The 16817-nt window shown below is 39.9% G+C and carries 15 protein-coding genes; 11 read left to right on the forward strand and 4 right to left on the reverse strand.

Features of this window, described 5'->3' with window-relative positions; all coding sequences use genetic code 11:
* Positions 1-50: 50 nt before the first annotated feature.
* Positions 51-1319: a CNNM domain-containing protein gene (locus AABI99_RS00470; RefSeq protein WP_338362607.1), complete on the reverse strand. Its 1269-nt coding sequence runs from the start codon at positions 1317-1319 to the stop codon at positions 51-53.
* A gap of 61 nt (positions 1320-1380) precedes the next feature.
* Positions 1381-2187: a cytochrome c biogenesis protein CcsA gene (gene ccsA, locus AABI99_RS00475; RefSeq protein WP_338362608.1), complete on the reverse strand. Its 807-nt coding sequence runs from the start codon at positions 2185-2187 to the stop codon at positions 1381-1383.
* Positions 2188-2424: 237 nt separating this feature from the next.
* Between ccsA and ffh the strand changes: the two genes are divergently transcribed.
* From ffh to tyrA, 6 genes are all read left to right on the forward strand, one after another.
* Positions 2425-3804 (forward strand): signal recognition particle protein, encoded by a 1380-nt coding sequence (gene ffh, locus AABI99_RS00480; RefSeq protein WP_338362609.1) that lies wholly within the window; start codon positions 2425-2427, stop codon positions 3802-3804.
* A 250-nt stretch (positions 3805-4054) separates the two neighbouring features.
* On the forward strand, positions 4055-4303 hold the full coding sequence (gene rpsP / locus AABI99_RS00485) for a 30S ribosomal protein S16 (protein WP_055014036.1): 249 nt from the start codon (positions 4055-4057) through the stop codon (positions 4301-4303).
* A 17-nt stretch (positions 4304-4320) separates the two neighbouring features.
* Positions 4321-4857 (forward strand): ribosome maturation factor RimM, encoded by a 537-nt coding sequence (gene rimM / locus AABI99_RS00490; protein ID WP_338362610.1) that lies wholly within the window; start codon positions 4321-4323, stop codon positions 4855-4857.
* The gene (gene trmD, locus AABI99_RS00495) at positions 4857-5624 is read left to right on the forward strand and encodes a tRNA (guanosine(37)-N1)-methyltransferase TrmD (protein ID WP_004587325.1); all 768 of its coding nucleotides are present in this window, start codon (positions 4857-4859) and stop codon (positions 5622-5624) included. Before rimM ends, trmD begins: the two co-directional genes overlap by 1 nt.
* Before the next feature lie 33 nt (positions 5625-5657).
* Complete coding sequence (rplS, locus tag AABI99_RS00500) at positions 5658-6017, forward strand: 50S ribosomal protein L19 (RefSeq protein WP_004587324.1); 360 nt, start codon at positions 5658-5660, stop codon at positions 6015-6017.
* A 512-nt stretch (positions 6018-6529) separates the two neighbouring features.
* Positions 6530-7663: a bifunctional chorismate mutase/prephenate dehydrogenase gene (gene tyrA / locus AABI99_RS00505; protein ID WP_338362611.1), complete on the forward strand. Its 1134-nt coding sequence runs from the start codon at positions 6530-6532 to the stop codon at positions 7661-7663.
* A 72-nt stretch (positions 7664-7735) separates the two neighbouring features.
* On the opposite strand, the gene AABI99_RS00510 is transcribed toward tyrA, so the two are convergent.
* The gene (locus tag AABI99_RS00510) at positions 7736-8893 is read right to left on the reverse strand and encodes a chorismate mutase (protein ID WP_338362612.1); all 1158 of its coding nucleotides are present in this window, start codon (positions 8891-8893) and stop codon (positions 7736-7738) included.
* Between the two features lie 359 nt (positions 8894-9252).
* On the opposite strand from AABI99_RS00510, the gene AABI99_RS00515 reads away from it, so the two are divergent.
* Complete coding sequence (locus AABI99_RS00515) at positions 9253-12267, forward strand: EAL domain-containing protein (protein ID WP_338362613.1); 3015 nt, start codon at positions 9253-9255, stop codon at positions 12265-12267.
* Positions 12268-12279: 12 nt separating this feature from the next.
* Here AABI99_RS00515 and AABI99_RS00520 read toward each other — a convergent pair whose 3' ends face one another.
* Entirely contained in the window at positions 12280-12609 is a 330-nt protein-coding gene (locus tag AABI99_RS00520) for a stress response translation initiation inhibitor YciH (RefSeq protein ID WP_338362614.1), read from the reverse strand.
* A 129-nt stretch (positions 12610-12738) separates the two neighbouring features.
* Here AABI99_RS00520 and AABI99_RS00525 point away from each other — a divergent pair, with 129 nt between their 5' ends.
* From AABI99_RS00525 to AABI99_RS00540, 4 genes are all read left to right on the forward strand, one after another.
* Complete coding sequence (locus AABI99_RS00525; RefSeq protein WP_338362615.1) at positions 12739-13044, forward strand: STAS domain-containing protein; 306 nt, start codon at positions 12739-12741, stop codon at positions 13042-13044.
* Positions 13044-14693: a SpoIIE family protein phosphatase gene (locus AABI99_RS00530; RefSeq protein WP_338362616.1), complete on the forward strand. Its 1650-nt coding sequence runs from the start codon at positions 13044-13046 to the stop codon at positions 14691-14693. The genes AABI99_RS00525 and AABI99_RS00530 overlap by 1 nt, the downstream gene beginning before the upstream one ends.
* A gap of 55 nt (positions 14694-14748) precedes the next feature.
* The gene (locus AABI99_RS00535) at positions 14749-15408 is read left to right on the forward strand and encodes a GAF domain-containing protein (protein WP_338362617.1); all 660 of its coding nucleotides are present in this window, start codon (positions 14749-14751) and stop codon (positions 15406-15408) included.
* A gap of 80 nt (positions 15409-15488) precedes the next feature.
* Positions 15489-16679, forward strand: coding sequence for an amino acid aminotransferase (locus AABI99_RS00540; protein ID WP_338362618.1), 1191 nt, complete (start codon positions 15489-15491; stop codon positions 16677-16679).
* Positions 16680-16817: the final 138 nt, after the last annotated feature.

Raw genomic sequence — 16817 nt, forward strand, 5'->3', positions numbered from 1 at the left:
CTTAAAGTAAAAAAGGAGCTTAGGCTCCTTTTTTACTACGTTATTTAAACTTATAGGTTGCGCTGTTCGGGCTTAATTTTTACCTGCTTGATCATATTTTCTTTTACCTCTAATACTTCAACAGGGTAGCCAGCTATTTTAAGGCTTAAATTAGCATCTGGAATGTCTTCTAGGTATTCCACAATTAAACCGCTGAGTGTTTTAGGGCCATCAAGAGGAAACTCCCAGCCCATCTCTTTGTTAAGGTCGCGCACGTTAGCACCGCCATCAACAAGGTAAGAGCCATCACTTTGCATCGTGACTTCTTCACTCGGGGTACGTGTTTGCGTAGTGGTGAAATCACCAACTACCTCTTCAAGAATGTCTTCAAGCGTAACTAAACCTTGGATATCGCCATACTCATCAACCACAATACCAATCCGCTCTTTTGATTGTTGAAATTTTAATAACTGAGTGTTTAAGGATGTCCCCTCAGGAATAAAGTAAATCTCACGTACCGCACGCAGTAGCGACGGTTTATCAAATTGCTCTTTAGTTAACAGGCGAAGCGCATCACGAGAGTGGATAAAGCCTACGGCATCATCAATATTGTCGCGATACAGCAATACACGAGTATGTTGAGCATGAGTTAGTTGGCGGCTGATAAGCTTCCAGTCGTCGTTAATGTCAATCGCGACTATTTCGTTACGCGGTATCATAATATCTTCAACCGTCACTTGCTCTAAATCTAAAATTGACGTCAGCATACTTTGGTGACGAGCAGGTATTAATGCACCTGACTCATTTAAGACAGACTTTAGCTCTTCTTTACTCATACTGTGCTCGTCTATTTGCTCAGCGCTTATACCAAACAAACGTAGCATGCCATTAGTTAGCCAATTAACGACAACAACAAATGGGAAGAGGATCTTAAGTAGCCCTTTTAGAACAACAGAGCTTGGAAAAGCGACTTTTTCTGGGTGTAAAGCAGCCAGGGTTTTAGGTGTAACTTCAGCGAAAATAAGCACAACGAGTGTTAGTGCACCTGTTGCAATTGCAATCCCTAAATCACCATATAAACGAATACCAATAATAGTGGCAACCTGTGCGGCGGCTATATTAACAAGGTTATTGCCAATTAGGATCAAGCCGATAAGTCTATCAGGGCGGCTTAAAAGCTTATTAACGCGTTTGGCAGCGCGATGATTTTCTTTAGCAAGATGGCGCAGACGAATTCTGTTTATTGACATTATGCCCGTTTCCGAGCCAGAAAAGTATGCAGAACATAAAATTAAAATACCGAGTATTATAAATAAAACACTCGTAGATATGCTGTCCAAAGAAGGATCCTTTTTTTATAAACCAATGCGTATTAAGCTAGAGTGAGCTAACAGAGTCAAGTTAAAACTTATTTAACACCACTTCTTGTATAAAACGACTGCCAAAATAAGCAAGTGTGAGGATAAATGCAGCGACCATAATGGTAATTACCACAGGTTTACCGCGCCAGCCTTTTTTCATATGACCCAGCGCAACTGTAACAAAAATCACCCATGCGATAAGCGATAAAATTGTTTTATGAATAAAGGCTTGGGCAAACATGCCTTCTAAAAATACAAAGCCAGTTAATAATGCAAAAGTAAGCAATACACTGCCTAAATTTAATAATTGATAAAGCTGTCGTTCTACGACCATTAATGGGGGTAAGTGGCTATGCACAATAGCTAAGTCTTTTCGTTTTAATCGTTTATCAATGAAGTAAAACTGTACGCCGTATAAAGTGGCAATAATCAAAACGCAATAGGCTAATAATGATAGCGATATATGCGTTACAAGGCCTATATTAATGCTAAAACTTTGCAATAAAATATGATGTGGAATAAATAAGCTTGCAATAGTGAGTAAAGCAGCAAAACCATAGACTACTGGTAACAACAACGTGGCAGGAAATTTCAGCGAGACGGCAGTCACCGATACTACAATAACCCAGCACGTGAGCAGTGCTACATTTACGATACTCAAGTCTTGCCCGTCGGAGCGAAATACAGAGTTTACCAACAGCAGCATGTGCGCAAGTATAGCAACAGTACTTAAGATAACCGTTACCTTTTGGCTCGGACCTTGTTGATGAAATAGGCGTGTTAACACATGAGACGTTGCTAACACATAAAATAAACTGGCAATAATAGTTAAACTAATAATCAGCATTGTGCTTGGGCCACTTATAGTTAGAGTCAAATAATTCTTGTTGTTATAAACACATTGTATTTTATAGCAAAGCAATTGCATAGACCTAAAAAAAGAAACTCAATAAGCTTTGCTTCAATACTGTATTGTGCGCCATCATTTACGGTATACTGTTTTTAATTGAAATTTAATACTATTGGTCCCATCTAATAAGCAAATACTTATTGACCAATACAAATGTCTTATCGGAACCGTTACATGTTTGAGAACCTCCAAGAACGATTAGGTAAAACCTTAAAAAATATTAGTGGCCGCGGCCGTTTAACAGAAGACAACATTAAAGATACACTACGTGAAGTACGTATGGCATTTTTAGAAGCTGACGTTGCATTGCCTGTTGTTCGCGAGTTTGTAAAGCAAGTTAAAGAGCGTGCCGTAGGTGTTGAAGTCACTAAAAGCTTAAGCCCTGGCCAAGTATTTATAAAAATAGTGCGTGAAGAGCTTGAAAAAGCAATGGGTGAAGCCAACGAAGAGCTTAGCCTAAACGCACAGCCGCCAGCTGTTGTTATGATGGCGGGCTTGCAAGGTGCGGGTAAAACAACCAGTGTGGGTAAACTTGCCAAGTTTTTAAAAGAGCGCAAAAAAAAGTCAGTATTGGTAGTAAGTGCTGATGTATACCGTCCTGCAGCAATCAAACAGCTTGAAACGTTAGCTAACGAGGTCGACGTCGATTTCTTTCCAAGTGATATTTCTCAAAAACCCGTTGATATAGCCACTGCAGCTATCTCTCATGCTAAAAAGAAATTTATAGACGTTGTTTTAGTTGATACCGCCGGCCGTCTGCATGTAGATAACGATATGATGGACGAAATAAAAGACCTTCATGGAGCAATCAACCCAATCGAAACATTATTCGTGGTTGATGCGATGACGGGTCAAGATGCGGCAAATACAGCAAAAGCATTTGATGAGGCGTTGCCTCTAACCGGTGTTATTTTAACTAAAACAGATGGTGACGCGCGCGGTGGTGCAGCTTTGTCTATTCGCCATATAACCGGTAAACCAATTAAATTTATGGGTGTGGGTGAGCGTACCGATGCACTAGAGCCATTCCATCCAGATCGCTTAGCATCGCGTATTTTAGGCATGGGAGATGTACTTTCATTAATCGAAGAAGTCGAAATGAAAGTCGATAAGGAAAAAGCAGCTAAAGTTGCAGAAAAAGTATTTAAAGGCAACGGCTTTACCCTTGATGATTTTGCAGAGCAATTAAAGCAAATGAAAAATATGGGTGGCATGATGTCGATGTTAGATAAGCTGCCTGGTATGCAAAACTTACCTGATGCTGTAAAAGGCCAGATGGGTGATAAAACCTTCATTCAAATGGAAGCAATCATCAGCTCTATGACCAAGCAAGAACGTGCGCGCCCTGAGATTATTAAAGGCTCTCGTAAAAAGCGTATAGCGGCAGGCTCTGGTACACAGGTACAAGAGATAAATAAACTACTAAAACAGTTTACGCAAATGCAAAAAATGATGAAAAAAATGAAAGGTAAAGGTGGCATGCAAAAAATGATGCGCGGCATGAAGGGCATGTTACCACCTGGAATGATGGGGGGCGGTGGCCCTAAATTTTAATGTAGCGCTTAAATAGCCACTATAAAATGTATAAGAAAAGGGCCAATCGGCCCTTTTTTGTTGAATAAATTATGCGTGTGGTGCATGATAATCTATTAATTGTGGCTCAGATCATAGTTTAACCTACTAAAGTGGCTTTTTGCTGCACTTCTTACTTGCATTGTTGCTAAAAACTCGTACAATTCCCCAGCTCCCCATGCTGGGGAGTAAATCTTATTAATGAAAACAGTCAATCTATTTAGAGGACGGTATGGTAACTATTCGTTTGCAACGTGGTGGCGCTAAAAAACGCCCTTTCTATCAAATTGTGGTTGCGGATAGCCGTTTCTCGCGTGACGGTCGCTTCATCGAGAAAGTTGGTTTCTTTAACCCAATTGCTTCAGGTCAAGAAGAAAAACTTCGTTTAGATTTACCTCGTGTTGATCACTGGGTAGGTCAGGGCGCAGGTCTTTCTGATCGTGTAGCTAAGTTAGTTAAAGACGCTCGTAAAGCGGCTTAATAGGCGTAAGTGTAACCATGAGTCAAGAGAACACCTCATCAATTATTGTCGTAGGAAAGCTCGGTGCCCCATATGGTATAAAGGGCTGGCTTAAGGTACATTCATTTACTGATGATCCCCAAGGGATCTTCGATTTCAGCCCGTGGTTGATAGGGCAACAAGGTAAATGGCAGACCTTAGAAGTGGTCGACTGGCGTCGCCACAACAAAGGCTTTATCGCTAAAATTGCGCAAGTAAACGACAGAGATGAAGCAATGGCTTATACCCATGCAGAAATATCTGTTGATTCAGCGCAATTACCAGAACTCCCGCAAGGCGAGTTTTATTGGCGAGATCTCATTGGCATGTCGGTTGTAACTGATAAAGGCTACAATTTAGGCACTGTCGATGACCTGATGGAGACAGGATCGAATGACGTACTGGTTGTTAAGGCAAACAGTAAAGATGCATTTGGTCAAGCAGAGCGTTTGATTCCTTTTTTAACTGATTCAGTAATTAAAGAAGTTAAACACGAAGCGAGAGAAATTACCGTAGACTGGGATCCTGGGTTTTAATGACTCAAACTAGCTCATTATGGGTAGGGGTGATAAGCCTTTTCCCAGACATGTTTGATGCTATTACACACCAAGGTGTCACTGGTCGCGCAGTGAAAAATGGCTTAATTGACTTTAACTGCTGGAATCCTCGTGACTATGCTTTAGATAAGCACAGAACCGTAGATGATCGTCCTTACGGGGGCGGCCCAGGTATGTTAATGATGGTTGAACCATTAAAACAAGCCATTCTTGACGCTAAAAAAGCGGCAGGTGATGGCGCAAAAGTAATTTATATGTCCCCGCAAGGGCGCAAATTAGATCAGCAAGGGGCTAGCGAACTCGCAAACTCTGAAAAGCTGATTTTGATTGCCGGTCGCTATGAAGGTATAGACGAGAGAATAATAGAGTCATATGTTGACGAAGAATGGTCAATTGGTGATTTTATTTTGAGTGGTGGTGAACTACCAGCCATGACATTAATTGATGCAGTAGCGCGATTAGTGCCAGGTGTGTTAGGTCATAACCAGTCAGCAGAGCAAGACTCATTTTCGGATGGCTTGCTAGATTGCCCTCACTATACACGGCCAGAAACATTGGACGACAAACAGGTGCCTGCTGTATTACTCAGTGGAAACCACCAAGAAATTGCAAAATGGCGGCTTAAGCAGTCATTGGGCAGAACTTGGCTACGACGTCCTGACTTGTTGCATAACCTAGCTCTGACTGAGGAGCAAGCGGTATTACTCGCGCAATTTCAGCAAGAGTACCAAAAAGCTTGTGGCTAGAAGACAGTTACACCTAGGAAAGTGAGAAACATAATGGCAAAAGTAAACCAAAATATTATTAAAGCGCTTGAAGAAGAGCAGCTTAAAACAGACGTACCAGCATTCGGCGCTGGTGATACAGTAGTTGTACAGGTACGTGTAAAAGAAGGTAACAAAGAGCGTCTACAGGCCTTTGAAGGTGTTGTAATCGCTAAGCGTAATCGTGGTCTTCACTCAGCATTCACAGTTCGTAAAATTTCGAGCGGTGAAGGTGTTGAGCGTGTATTCCAAACGCACAGCCCTCTTATCGATAGCGTAACAGTTAAGCGTCGCGGTGCGGTTCGTCGTGCTAAGCTTTACTACCTACGTGAGCGTTCTGGTAAATCTGCACGTATTAGAGAAAAACTTAACTAATACGCGCTGTTTATCAACGCAAAGAAAACGGGTTGCAGCCTTAGGGTTGCAACCCGTTTTGGTTTTATGCTGTAACGCTGATCTTCTCAACATGCTTATATAGTAATATCAATCCATAATATTATTTAATCACTTTGCCGGGCTAAAAATCGTTACCTAATTTTAAATATTATTTTTTAAAGCATATAAATAGCCAATTTTTACTTAGCTATCAATACGCATTCCCAGCTCAAAATAAAACTCACTACTAAGCGGATAAGTGTGAATCGGCCAAAGTAGCTAAAGCTTAACTAAACTCATATTCTTTAATCAAAATAACATAATTCTTACTTGCTAATATCAAGGTTTATCTCCCCATAATTAAGCTAATAGAAATGACTAATGGCTCTTTGCTTTGCGAGATTAGTCTTTTAACGCATACTTGATCCTGTTAGTATTTAACGTATTGATTAGTTTACTTAAATGTAAATATAAATTTACGAATATAGTATTTTACAGGTGGAATGAAAAACGTGGCTGAATTAAGTGATTTATCACAATTAAGGGATGGTATAGATGAGTGCGATGCACAACTCGTTGCTTTACTTGCCAAGCGAAACGCAATAACCCAAAAAATTGGTGCAATTAAGCAGCAAAACGGTGCACCTTTGCATGCACCGGAAAGAGAGGCTGCTTTGCTAGCTGCTCGTCGTGATGAAGCCATTAAACAAGGTGTAAACCCTGAGCTTGTTGAAGATATATTAAGACGCATGATGCGTGAAGCCTATCAAAACCAGCAAGCTAAACTTGCCTGTGCGGCACCTGAGTTATCACCTGTTGTTATTGTTGGTGGCCAAGGTGCAATGGGGCAGTTATTTGCAAAGCAGTTTAGTCGCTCGGGTTATGAAGTTAAAATTTTGGATAAAGAGCAGCAAGGTGACGCTAAAGCCATTTTAGCTGGAGCAAAGTTGGTCATGATCAGTGTACCTATCAATGCGCTTGAAGCGGTGGTTGCTAAACTACCTAAACTTGATGATGACTGCTTGTTGGTAGATATAACATCAGTTAAACAAACGCCTATCAAGGCATTAAAAGCTGCGCACTCAGGACCGGTTGTTGGCTTGCACCCTATGTTTGGTCCTGATATTTCTCATTGGGTTAAACAAACCGTAGTTGTGTGTGAAGGCCGAGAACCCAATGCAGCAAAAGGTTTATTAGCGCAGTTACAGGTATGGGGCTGTCAACTTGTTGAGCTAGATGCTAAAAAGCATGATGAAGCGATGCAAATAATACAAGTTATGCGCCACTTAACCACCTTTGTTTACGGGCAATTTTTAGCAAAGCAGAGCCATACGCTTGAAGAGCTAAGAAGCTGCTCATCGCCAATCTATCAATTAGAGTTGATGATGGTAGGGCGTTTATTCGCACAATCTCCTGAACTATATTCAGATATTATGTTAGCGCAGTTTGATAATGTTGAGAGCTTATTAGCACAGTATCAAGATACCTTTGCCCAAACGCTTGATAAACTAAAAGCGGGTGACAAAGACGCGCTCATTGATGCATTTGCGGACGCCAAAGCATATTTTTCAGATTCTACCGCCCACTTTTTAACACAAAGTCGTAGTCTGCTTAATAAAGCAAATGATGCCAAGGTGTTAGATTAATAAGTTCAAGTCATTAAAAAAGGGCCATTAAAGGCCCTTTTAAGTAATTAGCATATTATTACTACGGTAGTGTTAAGTATTAACACTTACGGCTTGTAGGGATTCACTTTGATAACAGCCTAAAACACGCACATATTGAGTATGCGCTTTTAACTCTTCTAAGGCATGTTGTACTTGGCTATCTGCAAGGTTTGCTTCTAAGTCTACATAAAACACTTCTTCCCACGGATTACCCGGGACAGGACGAGACTCTAACTTAACTAAGTTTATTTGATGCTGTTTAAACACCATTAATGCATCGGCTAAAGAACCTGCTTGTTGCTTAGTGGCCATAATAAGACTCGTTTTAGTGGGTATTTGTTTAGATACCTGTAATGGCTTGCGCGCAACAACAATAAAACGGCTGTGATTTTCGCTCTGATTAGCCAAATTAGCTTTAATAACTTCAAGGCCAACATTTTTACCTGCTTGTGCTGAGCCAATAGCCGCGCTGTTTGGTGTATTTAAAGCTGACTGAAGAGCACTTGAGGTTGAATCACAGGTTTCATGTTGTAAGTCACCCAGTCCTTGTAAAAAGCGGCTACACTGAGCAAATGGCTGAGGATGAGCATAAATTTTAGTTAATTGGCTTAATTCAGTTTCTGGGGTTGCAAGCAAGCAGTGCTCTACACTGTGAGTCACTTCGCCTACAATTGATACTTGAGCGTGTTGCAATAAATCAAATACTTCATTTATGCTGCCTGAGCTTGTGTTTTCGATAGGCAGTAAGCCAAAATCCGCTTGGCCATTTTCTACCTTACCTGTTATTTCATCAAACGAAGTACAGCCAATTTCGACTAATTTTCCTGGGCGGCGGCTAAAGTACTTATGGCATGCTAGCTGACTGTAAGAGCCTTGCCCGCCTAAGTAAGTAACACGATGTGTTTCGCTTAATGCATCGGGGTTTAAGTTTTTTTGCAGCATGGCTTGTTGATGAAGTACTGAGTCTTCCAAAATAGTTTGAAAAACGTTATTTACATAATAGGCATCAAGACCTAGCGACTTGCCATAACCAATTAGCTTTTCGAGTAAGGCAAGTTCACGCGCTTCATCACGAATTGGTTTATTGTTCGCAATTTTATACTCAACTACGCCGTGGCTAATACGACGGCGCTTAGCTAATAACACTAAAAGATCAGAGTCTATTTCGTTAATATCGTGTCTGAGCGCGTTTAGAACATCGTTGGTCATTTTGGTTTCCTCATTCCAAAAATAAGTTGCTTAGTGCAACGAAAACAAAAAAGCCTCCCAAGTGGGAGGCTTTGCTATTCGATTGATTTTATCTCACAAACAGTTAAGCCTCTTTTATATAAAGAAGCTAAAAAAAGAAAAAAAAGTGCGAGATAAGATAACTTTCATATTATTAATGTATGAGGTGTGACTGGTAAAGTCAACAAGCAAGCCAGTTTAAATGGGCATAATAAATAATTATTAGCGCGTGGATAACTTTTAGATAAAATTGACAAATAGTTTATAAATATGAATAGGGATCTGATATATTTCAGATACTAACTATAAATAACAATAACTAAAATAAATAAGGTTTGCCTGTGGTGTATAGACGCCCTCCATCGCGTTTTGGACTTAATTCGTTGAGTGTAAAGCTGTCGTTGCTCATATCGGCAATTTGTTTAATTGCTGGTGTATGCGCTGCTGCATTAATGCTTAAATCTGAAGAAAAGCAGTTAGTGTTTGAAGAGCACGAAGTACTTAAAAGCTCTACAGAACTACTTATCAGGCAATTTGATACGCTAATCAAAACCAAGTCAGCTGTTGCTAAGCAGGCTAATGATGTGGTGTCTGAGCAATTATTTAGTGAAACCTCAGCAATTAATGTATCTAAGAAAACTCAACTCCAGTTTAATAGTGACGGCACTATTCGCAGTGCATCAAGTGATGGTCTTTCAGCTGCGTTCCTTCCTCAACAGCATTATTCTCCTTTTTATAAGCGTTTATTTAATAACTCAGAGTCATTGTGGAAAGTTATTTCACCTACATTAATCCACGATTTTTTTAATTTTTATATGATCACAAAAGACGATTTTATTCGTGTTTCACCACCTAATTGGGCACTAAATGCTCCCCCTGAACTTAGTGGTTCAAATGGCGCAACATTTAAATACATACAAAGCGAGTTAAACCCCAGTAGAGAACCAGTTTGGTCTAAGGTTTATTACGATAAAGTATGGCATAAGTGGGTAATTAGTTTGCTCGTCCCTTTATATGTCGACAATGAGTTTTTAGGGGTTACAGGCAGTGATATTGACTTAAATACGCTGATTTCTTTTTTACCCGTAGGGGATAAAGAAAAACATCTATTGGTGTTTGATAAAAAAGGGCAGCTACTAGCTCACCCTAGCCTTAACCCTGCATTACAAGCAAGCTATGGCAGTAAAGATAAACCAATAACAACAAACGAGTTTGTTAACCCACAATTACAAGCCATTATTAATGAAGCAATTACCATGAAACTACCTGAGTACGCTAACTCGTTCACGCAAAATGATGAGGCTCACATCATTAACATTCGAAAGATTGATAAATTAGATTGGTATATTGGCGTATATAAAAAACGCTCATCAACGCTTTCAGCTCTACAAGATTTAAAATTGAAGTTTTTTGGCTTGTTTGTACTTTATGCTGTCTTAGTGGCTTTATTATTACATCAAGCGCTTTATCAATTAGTACTTCGAAGAATTCATACGCTAGTTCATTCGGTTACCAGTTTTGGTAAAGGGCAATTATTAACTGAGTTCCCGCCAGAAAATAAAGATGAAATAGGTACGCTTAACGGCTCATTTAGAGATATGACCGTAGAAATTCGTAAGCTTATAGATGGACTAAATCAACGAATTACAGAAAAAGAAATTGCCGAGAAAGCTGCAAATAAGCTCTCTAAAGCAGTTGCTTTCTCAGGCACGGGTGTGGTGATCACCGATGAAAATTTTGTGATTGAATACGTTAATCCAAAAATGTTGGAGATGACAGGCTACCCAGAGAGTCACTTTAACCGTGCGCCACTGTTAAATATTATTGCATCAGAGATGGCTATTTTAGTAGAAGATATCAATATTGACCTTCGAAGTAGAAACTATTGGCGTGGTGATACTTTGATTCAAGCAAAGGATAAGCAACCAATCTGGGTATCGTTAAGTGTTTCTCCAATTCGTGAAGATGGCGGTGATATCACCAGCTATGTGGCCTCTGCACAAGATATTTCATTTGTGAAAGAAAGCCAGCGAAAAATGGAGCAACTTGCGTACTTTGATACTCTAACAGGCTTAGCTAATCGCACTTTTTTTAGAATGCAGCTACGAAAATCAATGGCTTTGGCTGAGCGCGGCCATTATGCATTCGCACTTTTTTACTTTGACTTAGATGAATTTAAGCGTATTAACGACACATTAGGGCATGATGCCGGTGATCAGTTATTAATTGAAGTTGCTAACCGCCTCAAAGCTCGTTTACGTGCAGAGGATACGATAGCGCGCTTAGGAGGTGATGAATTTGCGGTATTACTTAGCGGTATTGAAAGCCAAGATCACGCAAGCGATGTCGCCAATACCATCCAAAAAACACTCAACGTACCTATAAAGCTTGGCAATAACGAGGTTATAGTAAGTGCCAGTATTGGTATTACAATGGCGCCATACGACAGCTTAGAAGAAGATCAGCTTTTAAAACATGCTGATTTAGCAATGTACGAGGCTAAAGCAAAAGGGCGTAATACTTATCATTTTTACAGCCAAGAGCTTAACGCGGCTGCCAATGAAAGGCTCTTTATTGAAAACGAGCTACGCCATGCAATTAAAGAAAAACAGTTTGAGGTTTACTATCAGCCACAAATTAACTCATTAACTCAGCAGGTTGTTGGTTATGAAGCGCTACTTCGTTGGTTCCACCCAGTAGAAGGGGTAATCTCACCAACAAAATTTATACCTATCGCTGAAGCAACGGGACTGATTGTAGAGCTCGGGGAGTGGGTGTTACAGCAGTCGTGTGAGTTTGCGGTTCGATTGGCTGAAAATGGGCATAATAACAATGTATCGATTAACTTATCTGCACGTCAGTTCAAAGATGCGAATTTAGTCCCGATGCTTGGCAGTATTATTGAGCAAACAGGGGTATGTGCTAAAAGGCTTCATTTAGAGCTAACTGAAAGCATGCTAATGGGCAATGTTGAAGCGGCTATCACGCAACTGCATGAGCTAAAAGCGCTGGGGATTTCAATATCGATTGACGATTTCGGTACTGGTTATTCGTCGCTAAGTTACTTAAAACGATTCCCGGTCGACATATTAAAAATTGATCGCTCATTTGTACAAGATATACCTAGCGATTCAAATGATATGGAAATTACTGCGGCAATTATAGCCATGGCGCAAAAGCTTAAATTAGACGTTGTTGCAGAAGGGGTTGAAACGATTGAGCAAGTGGAGTTTTTGCAAAATAATAATTGCTATATTGTGCAGGGGTTTTATTACAGCAAACCGGTTGCCGAGCAAAAGCTACCTGCGCTGTACAAAAAATTGAATGATGCGTCTTACAGCATTAGTAGCAAATAAAAGAGTGCGGGTTTAACCACCCGCAATTTTTACTTTAAACTTCAGGGTTTCTAAAATCCCTTTTAATTTTTCACGATCATCACCTTGAACTTCAATTACGCCTTCTTTTACAGCGCCGCCTTGGCCCATTTTACTCTTTATGGTTTTAGCTAGTTTTTTTAGATCGTGTGCTTTTGGATCGAACCCCACAACCAACATGACCCCTTTACCTTTTCGCCCCTTAGTTTGACGCTCTATGCGGATAAAGCCATCTTTAAATAGTTTTACAGAGGGTTCTTGTTCAACCTTTGGCTGGCTGATTCGACCCACATCGGTTGAATATACTAAGCGGTTATCACTCATAATTTACCTAAATATACGTTTTTATTAATGCAGTAAATAATAACAAATTTGCTGGCGAGTGTTTTTATTTTTGCTAAATACTTTTAACAGGTTATATTTAGGTCAAAGAAAATATTATTGGAGTTTATAATGAGTTTAACTAAGAGCTTATCGGTCGATGAAAGTACGTTAACAATACAAATAAAAGGTAAATTTGACTTTAATTTAGTCCAATCATTTCGCCAAGCCTATGCACAAATAGAACCTAAAACAAATAAAGTGATTATCGATTTAAGAGAAACCGACTATATGGACAGCTCTGCACTGGGTATGTTACTCAACATGAAAAAAACGATTGAAAGCCAAGTACAAACAATAGAGATCAGTAATTGTCAGCCTCAGCTTAAAAAAATACTGCAAATATCACGTTTTGATAAAAAGTTTGATATTAGCTAATGACCCACGTACTTATTGTTGATGATCAGGCGCTTAATCGCATCCTACTGGAAAAAATGCTGCTTGAAGAAAACTATAAAATATCAATTGCGTTTAACGGCCTAGAAGCACTCGAGGTGTTAGAAAAAGAAGCGATTGATATTGTTTTACTTGATGTACTTATGCCGGTAATGGATGGCTTTGAAGCCGCAAAACTGATAAAGCAGCGATACAACGACGTTTACCTACCCATTATTTTTATTACGTCGCTTGAAGATCAAGACAGCTTTGAGCGTTGTTTAGCGGTAGGAGGGGATGACTTTATTCAAAAGCCGTTTGAAAAAGTAATTTTAAACGCAAAAATAAAAGCACATAGCCGGACGCGTGAATTAAGTAAAAAAGCCCATCAGCAAAACACTTTGCTTGAATATCACCGCAACCAAATAGAACGCGAGCACGAAATAATCGAGCATATTTTCAATAATTCGCTCGAAAACCAAGATAAATTCAAAGATCATCTCGACTTTAGCCTTTCTCCTGCTTCTATGTTTAACGGTGACATGTTTTTGGTCGCACAAAGCCCAATAGGGAATTTATATTGCATGTTAGGTGATTTTACCGGGCATGGATTAGCGGCTGCTATTGGAGCATTACCAGCATCACGGGTTTTTTACACTATGGTGCAAAAAGGCATGGCTGTTAACGATATTGCATCTGAGATCAATCTATTACTACTTAATCTATTGCCAGAGCATATGTTTTGCGCGGCGACTATTATTGAGCTCAGTGCCACAGGTAAAAGTATTTCAGCGTGGCTTGGTGGCTTGCCTGATGCTTACTTAATAAATACCGATGGTGAAGTAAAGCAAACTCTTGAGTCTCAGCATATGGCGCTGGGAATTTTAGAGAGTGATGAATTTGAATATGAGCTAATTAATTTAGAAGTTGATAAAAACACCCGCTTAGTGCTTTCAACCGATGGCATAATAGAAACAAATAACGACGCCGATATCTTTTATGGTGAACAGCGCTTTTTAGCCGCACTTAAAAGCAAACCCATGATCAGCAGCCAGCGTGTTATAGATAATGTAAATACTTTTGCCAATGGGAGTGAGCAATTAGATGATTTAAGCTTAGTGCTGCTTAATTGTTTGCCGTTAACCCCAGAGCCTGAGGCCAAAGAGGCGTATTCTAATTTAGCGTTTAACTTTTCTCTTAGCTTGAACGCCCAACAAATTAAATGCACAGACCCAGTATATGATGTTGTTAATGTATTAAGCAGTGTTGAGGGGCTTAGATCGCATCGCTCAAATATATTTTTATTACTTTCTGAGGCGTATAACAATGCACTTGATCACGGTGTGCTAGGGCTTGATTCAGATATAAAAAAACAAGACGATGGCTTTTTTAAATACTATGAATTAAGAGAGCAAGCACTGAGCAAAATGAAAGAGGCGATGATCATTATTGATATGCGTTATTGCCCAGATACCTTGTGCTTGTACTTTATTATTTGTGACTCGGGTAGGGGGTTTTCAAGTGACTCTTCAAAACGTACCGAACTCAACGCAGAGTTTGGTCGCGGTTTATCGTTACTCGAAGAAGTGGCAGAAAAAGTGACGTATAACGCAAGTGGTAACCAAGTCGAACTGTGTTATAAGTTGCTATAGCTCAGAAAAAATTTCCATGGTATTATCTAAAAAATTTAGATGTATGGATGGCCAAATGATTTCTTCTTACCTTGATATTGCGCAATTAAATATAGACCCACAGTTAATTGCCAAAGAGCTAGAGCAGCTAGAACACTATATTGCTCAGAGCGCGTTGCCGTCTGTGCGTTGGGAGTACCAAATTCCTGAACTTGGTGAAGGCGGTGCATGTAGTTTGTTTGGTTATTTACAAGATAAGCCATTTAAGCTCACCGATCACGTGAGCGCGACTTCACAAAACGAGCAAAAACTAGCAAACCTGCAAAATATAGTTAATTACATACAGCAGCAAACACAAGTCGATTGGTATGGTATTTATCAAGCAGTTGACACAGCTCAAGGCCCGCAATTATTAAAGCTGGCGTATCACGGCGCGCCAAGCCGGCCACTTTTTCCCCTAACTGAAGCATTTGCAGCAGGCAGCAACAATGTACAGGTAGCGCTATCTAAGCAAGGCCGTGTAATTAACAATGTGGAACACTATTTAGCACAAGGTGGGGAATACTACACGTGTGACCCTAAAGTAAAAGCTGAAACGTGTTTACCTTTGTTTAATGAGAAGAAAGAGTGCATTGGCATTATTGATGCTGAGGCATTTAGTAATGACTTTTTTGATAGTCGTACACTGGCTGTATTAGTTGCGTGCTGCATTAAAATTCCTCACTTTCTAGTGTAAATATCACTAGCCAAGGAGGTAAGCTTTTATGTTAAGCTTACTATAACAGCCAACCCCTAATTAATGATAAGAGATAGCTAATGTTCTCAGAATTAAAACCACTACCAACAGATCCTATTCTTGGCCTTATGGCAGCCTATAAACAAGATACAAACCCTAATAAAATTGATTTAGGTGTCGGTGTCTATAAAGATGAGCAAGGCAATACACCGGTATTAAAAGCGGTTAAAAAAGCAGAAGCATTTCGCTTAGAAAACGAAACAAGCAAATCTTACATTGGTTTAGCGGGTAACCTAGATTTTTGTCAAAAAATGGAGCACCTACTTTTAGGTGAGCATCAAGCGCTTTTAGCAAACCGCGTGCGTACAGCACAGGCACCAGGTGGTACAGGTGCGCTTCGTGTTGCGGCTGAATTTATTAAACGTTGCAACAAAGATGCAACAGTCTGGGTTACAACTCCAACATGGGCAAACCATATTAGCTTATTTGAAGCAGCAGGCTTAAATGTTAAAGAGTATCCATACTACGATTACCAAAACAAAGATTTATTGTTTGACGACATGATCAATACCCTTAAGCAAGTACCAAAAGGGGATATTGTGCTACTTCATGCGTGTTGTCATAACCCAAGTGGTATGGACTTAAACGAAACGCAATGGCATACCGTGGCAGAGCTTGCAAAAGAAGTTGGTTTTACACCACTTATTGATATTGCATACCAAGGTTTTGGCTCGTCTCTTGAAGAAGATGCTCGTGGACTGCGTATTTTAGCTGACGCAGTAGAAGAGCTTATTATTTGTTCATCGTGTTCTAAAAACTTTGGTTTGTACCGTGAGCGAATTGGTGCGTGCTCACTTATTGCAAAAGATACGGCCACGGCAGATATTTCAAATTCAGTATTATTGAGTGTTGTACGCAGCATTTACTCAATGCCACCAGCGCATGGTGCTGATATTGTAAACACGATTTTAAGCAGCACAGAGCTTACCCAAATGTGGCACAGCGAACTAGATGAAATGCGTAACCGTATTAATGGACTGCGTAGCCTAATTAAAGAAAGCTTAGCCGCAAAAGAAATAGCTCAAGACTTTTCGTTTATTGAGCGCCAACACGGTATGTTTTCTTTCTTAGGTATTAATAAAGAACAAATTGCACGCCTACAAAAAGAGTATGGCATATACATTGTTGGTTCTAGCCGCGTAAATGTAGCGGGTATCAGTGATGCTAATATAGAATACTTTGCTAACGCTGTCGCAGACGTTTGTAAATAAGTCGTCTGCTAAATAGCAAAAAACCGCACTTACCTACAGGTTGTGCGGTTTTTTTGTAACTTAAAATAAGCTTAGCTTTCAATTAAGTCTTCAACACCAACAATCAGCCATGGCGCATCATTCGTTGTTAAGCGCTCA

The organism is uncultured Pseudoalteromonas sp., from assembly GCF_963922945.1.
Taxonomy (GTDB): Bacteria; Pseudomonadota; Gammaproteobacteria; order Enterobacterales; family Alteromonadaceae; genus Pseudoalteromonas.

Coding starts and splice junctions, on each gene's coding strand:
- AABI99_RS00530 (WP_338362616.1), top strand. CDS start 13,044: ATGACCCACGTACTTATTGTTGATGATCAGGCGCTTAATCGCATCCTA.
- AABI99_RS00525 (WP_338362615.1), top strand. CDS start 12,739: ATGAGTTTAACTAAGAGCTTATCGGTCGATGAAAGTACGTTAACAATA.
- AABI99_RS00520 (WP_338362614.1), bottom strand. CDS start 12,609: ATGAGTGATAACCGCTTAGTATATTCAACCGATGTGGGTCGAATCAGC.
- ffh (WP_338362609.1), top strand. CDS start 2,425: ATGTTTGAGAACCTCCAAGAACGATTAGGTAAAACCTTAAAAAATATT.
- trmD (WP_004587325.1), top strand. CDS start 4,857: ATGACTCAAACTAGCTCATTATGGGTAGGGGTGATAAGCCTTTTCCCA.
- AABI99_RS00510 (WP_338362612.1), bottom strand. CDS start 8,893: ATGACCAACGATGTTCTAAACGCGCTCAGACACGATATTAACGAAATA.
- rplS (WP_004587324.1), top strand. CDS start 5,658: ATGGCAAAAGTAAACCAAAATATTATTAAAGCGCTTGAAGAAGAGCAG.
- AABI99_RS00540 (WP_338362618.1), top strand. CDS start 15,489: ATGTTCTCAGAATTAAAACCACTACCAACAGATCCTATTCTTGGCCTT.
- AABI99_RS00535 (WP_338362617.1), top strand. CDS start 14,749: ATGATTTCTTCTTACCTTGATATTGCGCAATTAAATATAGACCCACAG.
- rimM (WP_338362610.1), top strand. CDS start 4,321: ATGAGTCAAGAGAACACCTCATCAATTATTGTCGTAGGAAAGCTCGGT.
- rpsP (WP_055014036.1), top strand. CDS start 4,055: ATGGTAACTATTCGTTTGCAACGTGGTGGCGCTAAAAAACGCCCTTTC.
- ccsA (WP_338362608.1), bottom strand. CDS start 2,187: ATGCTGATTATTAGTTTAACTATTATTGCCAGTTTATTTTATGTGTTA.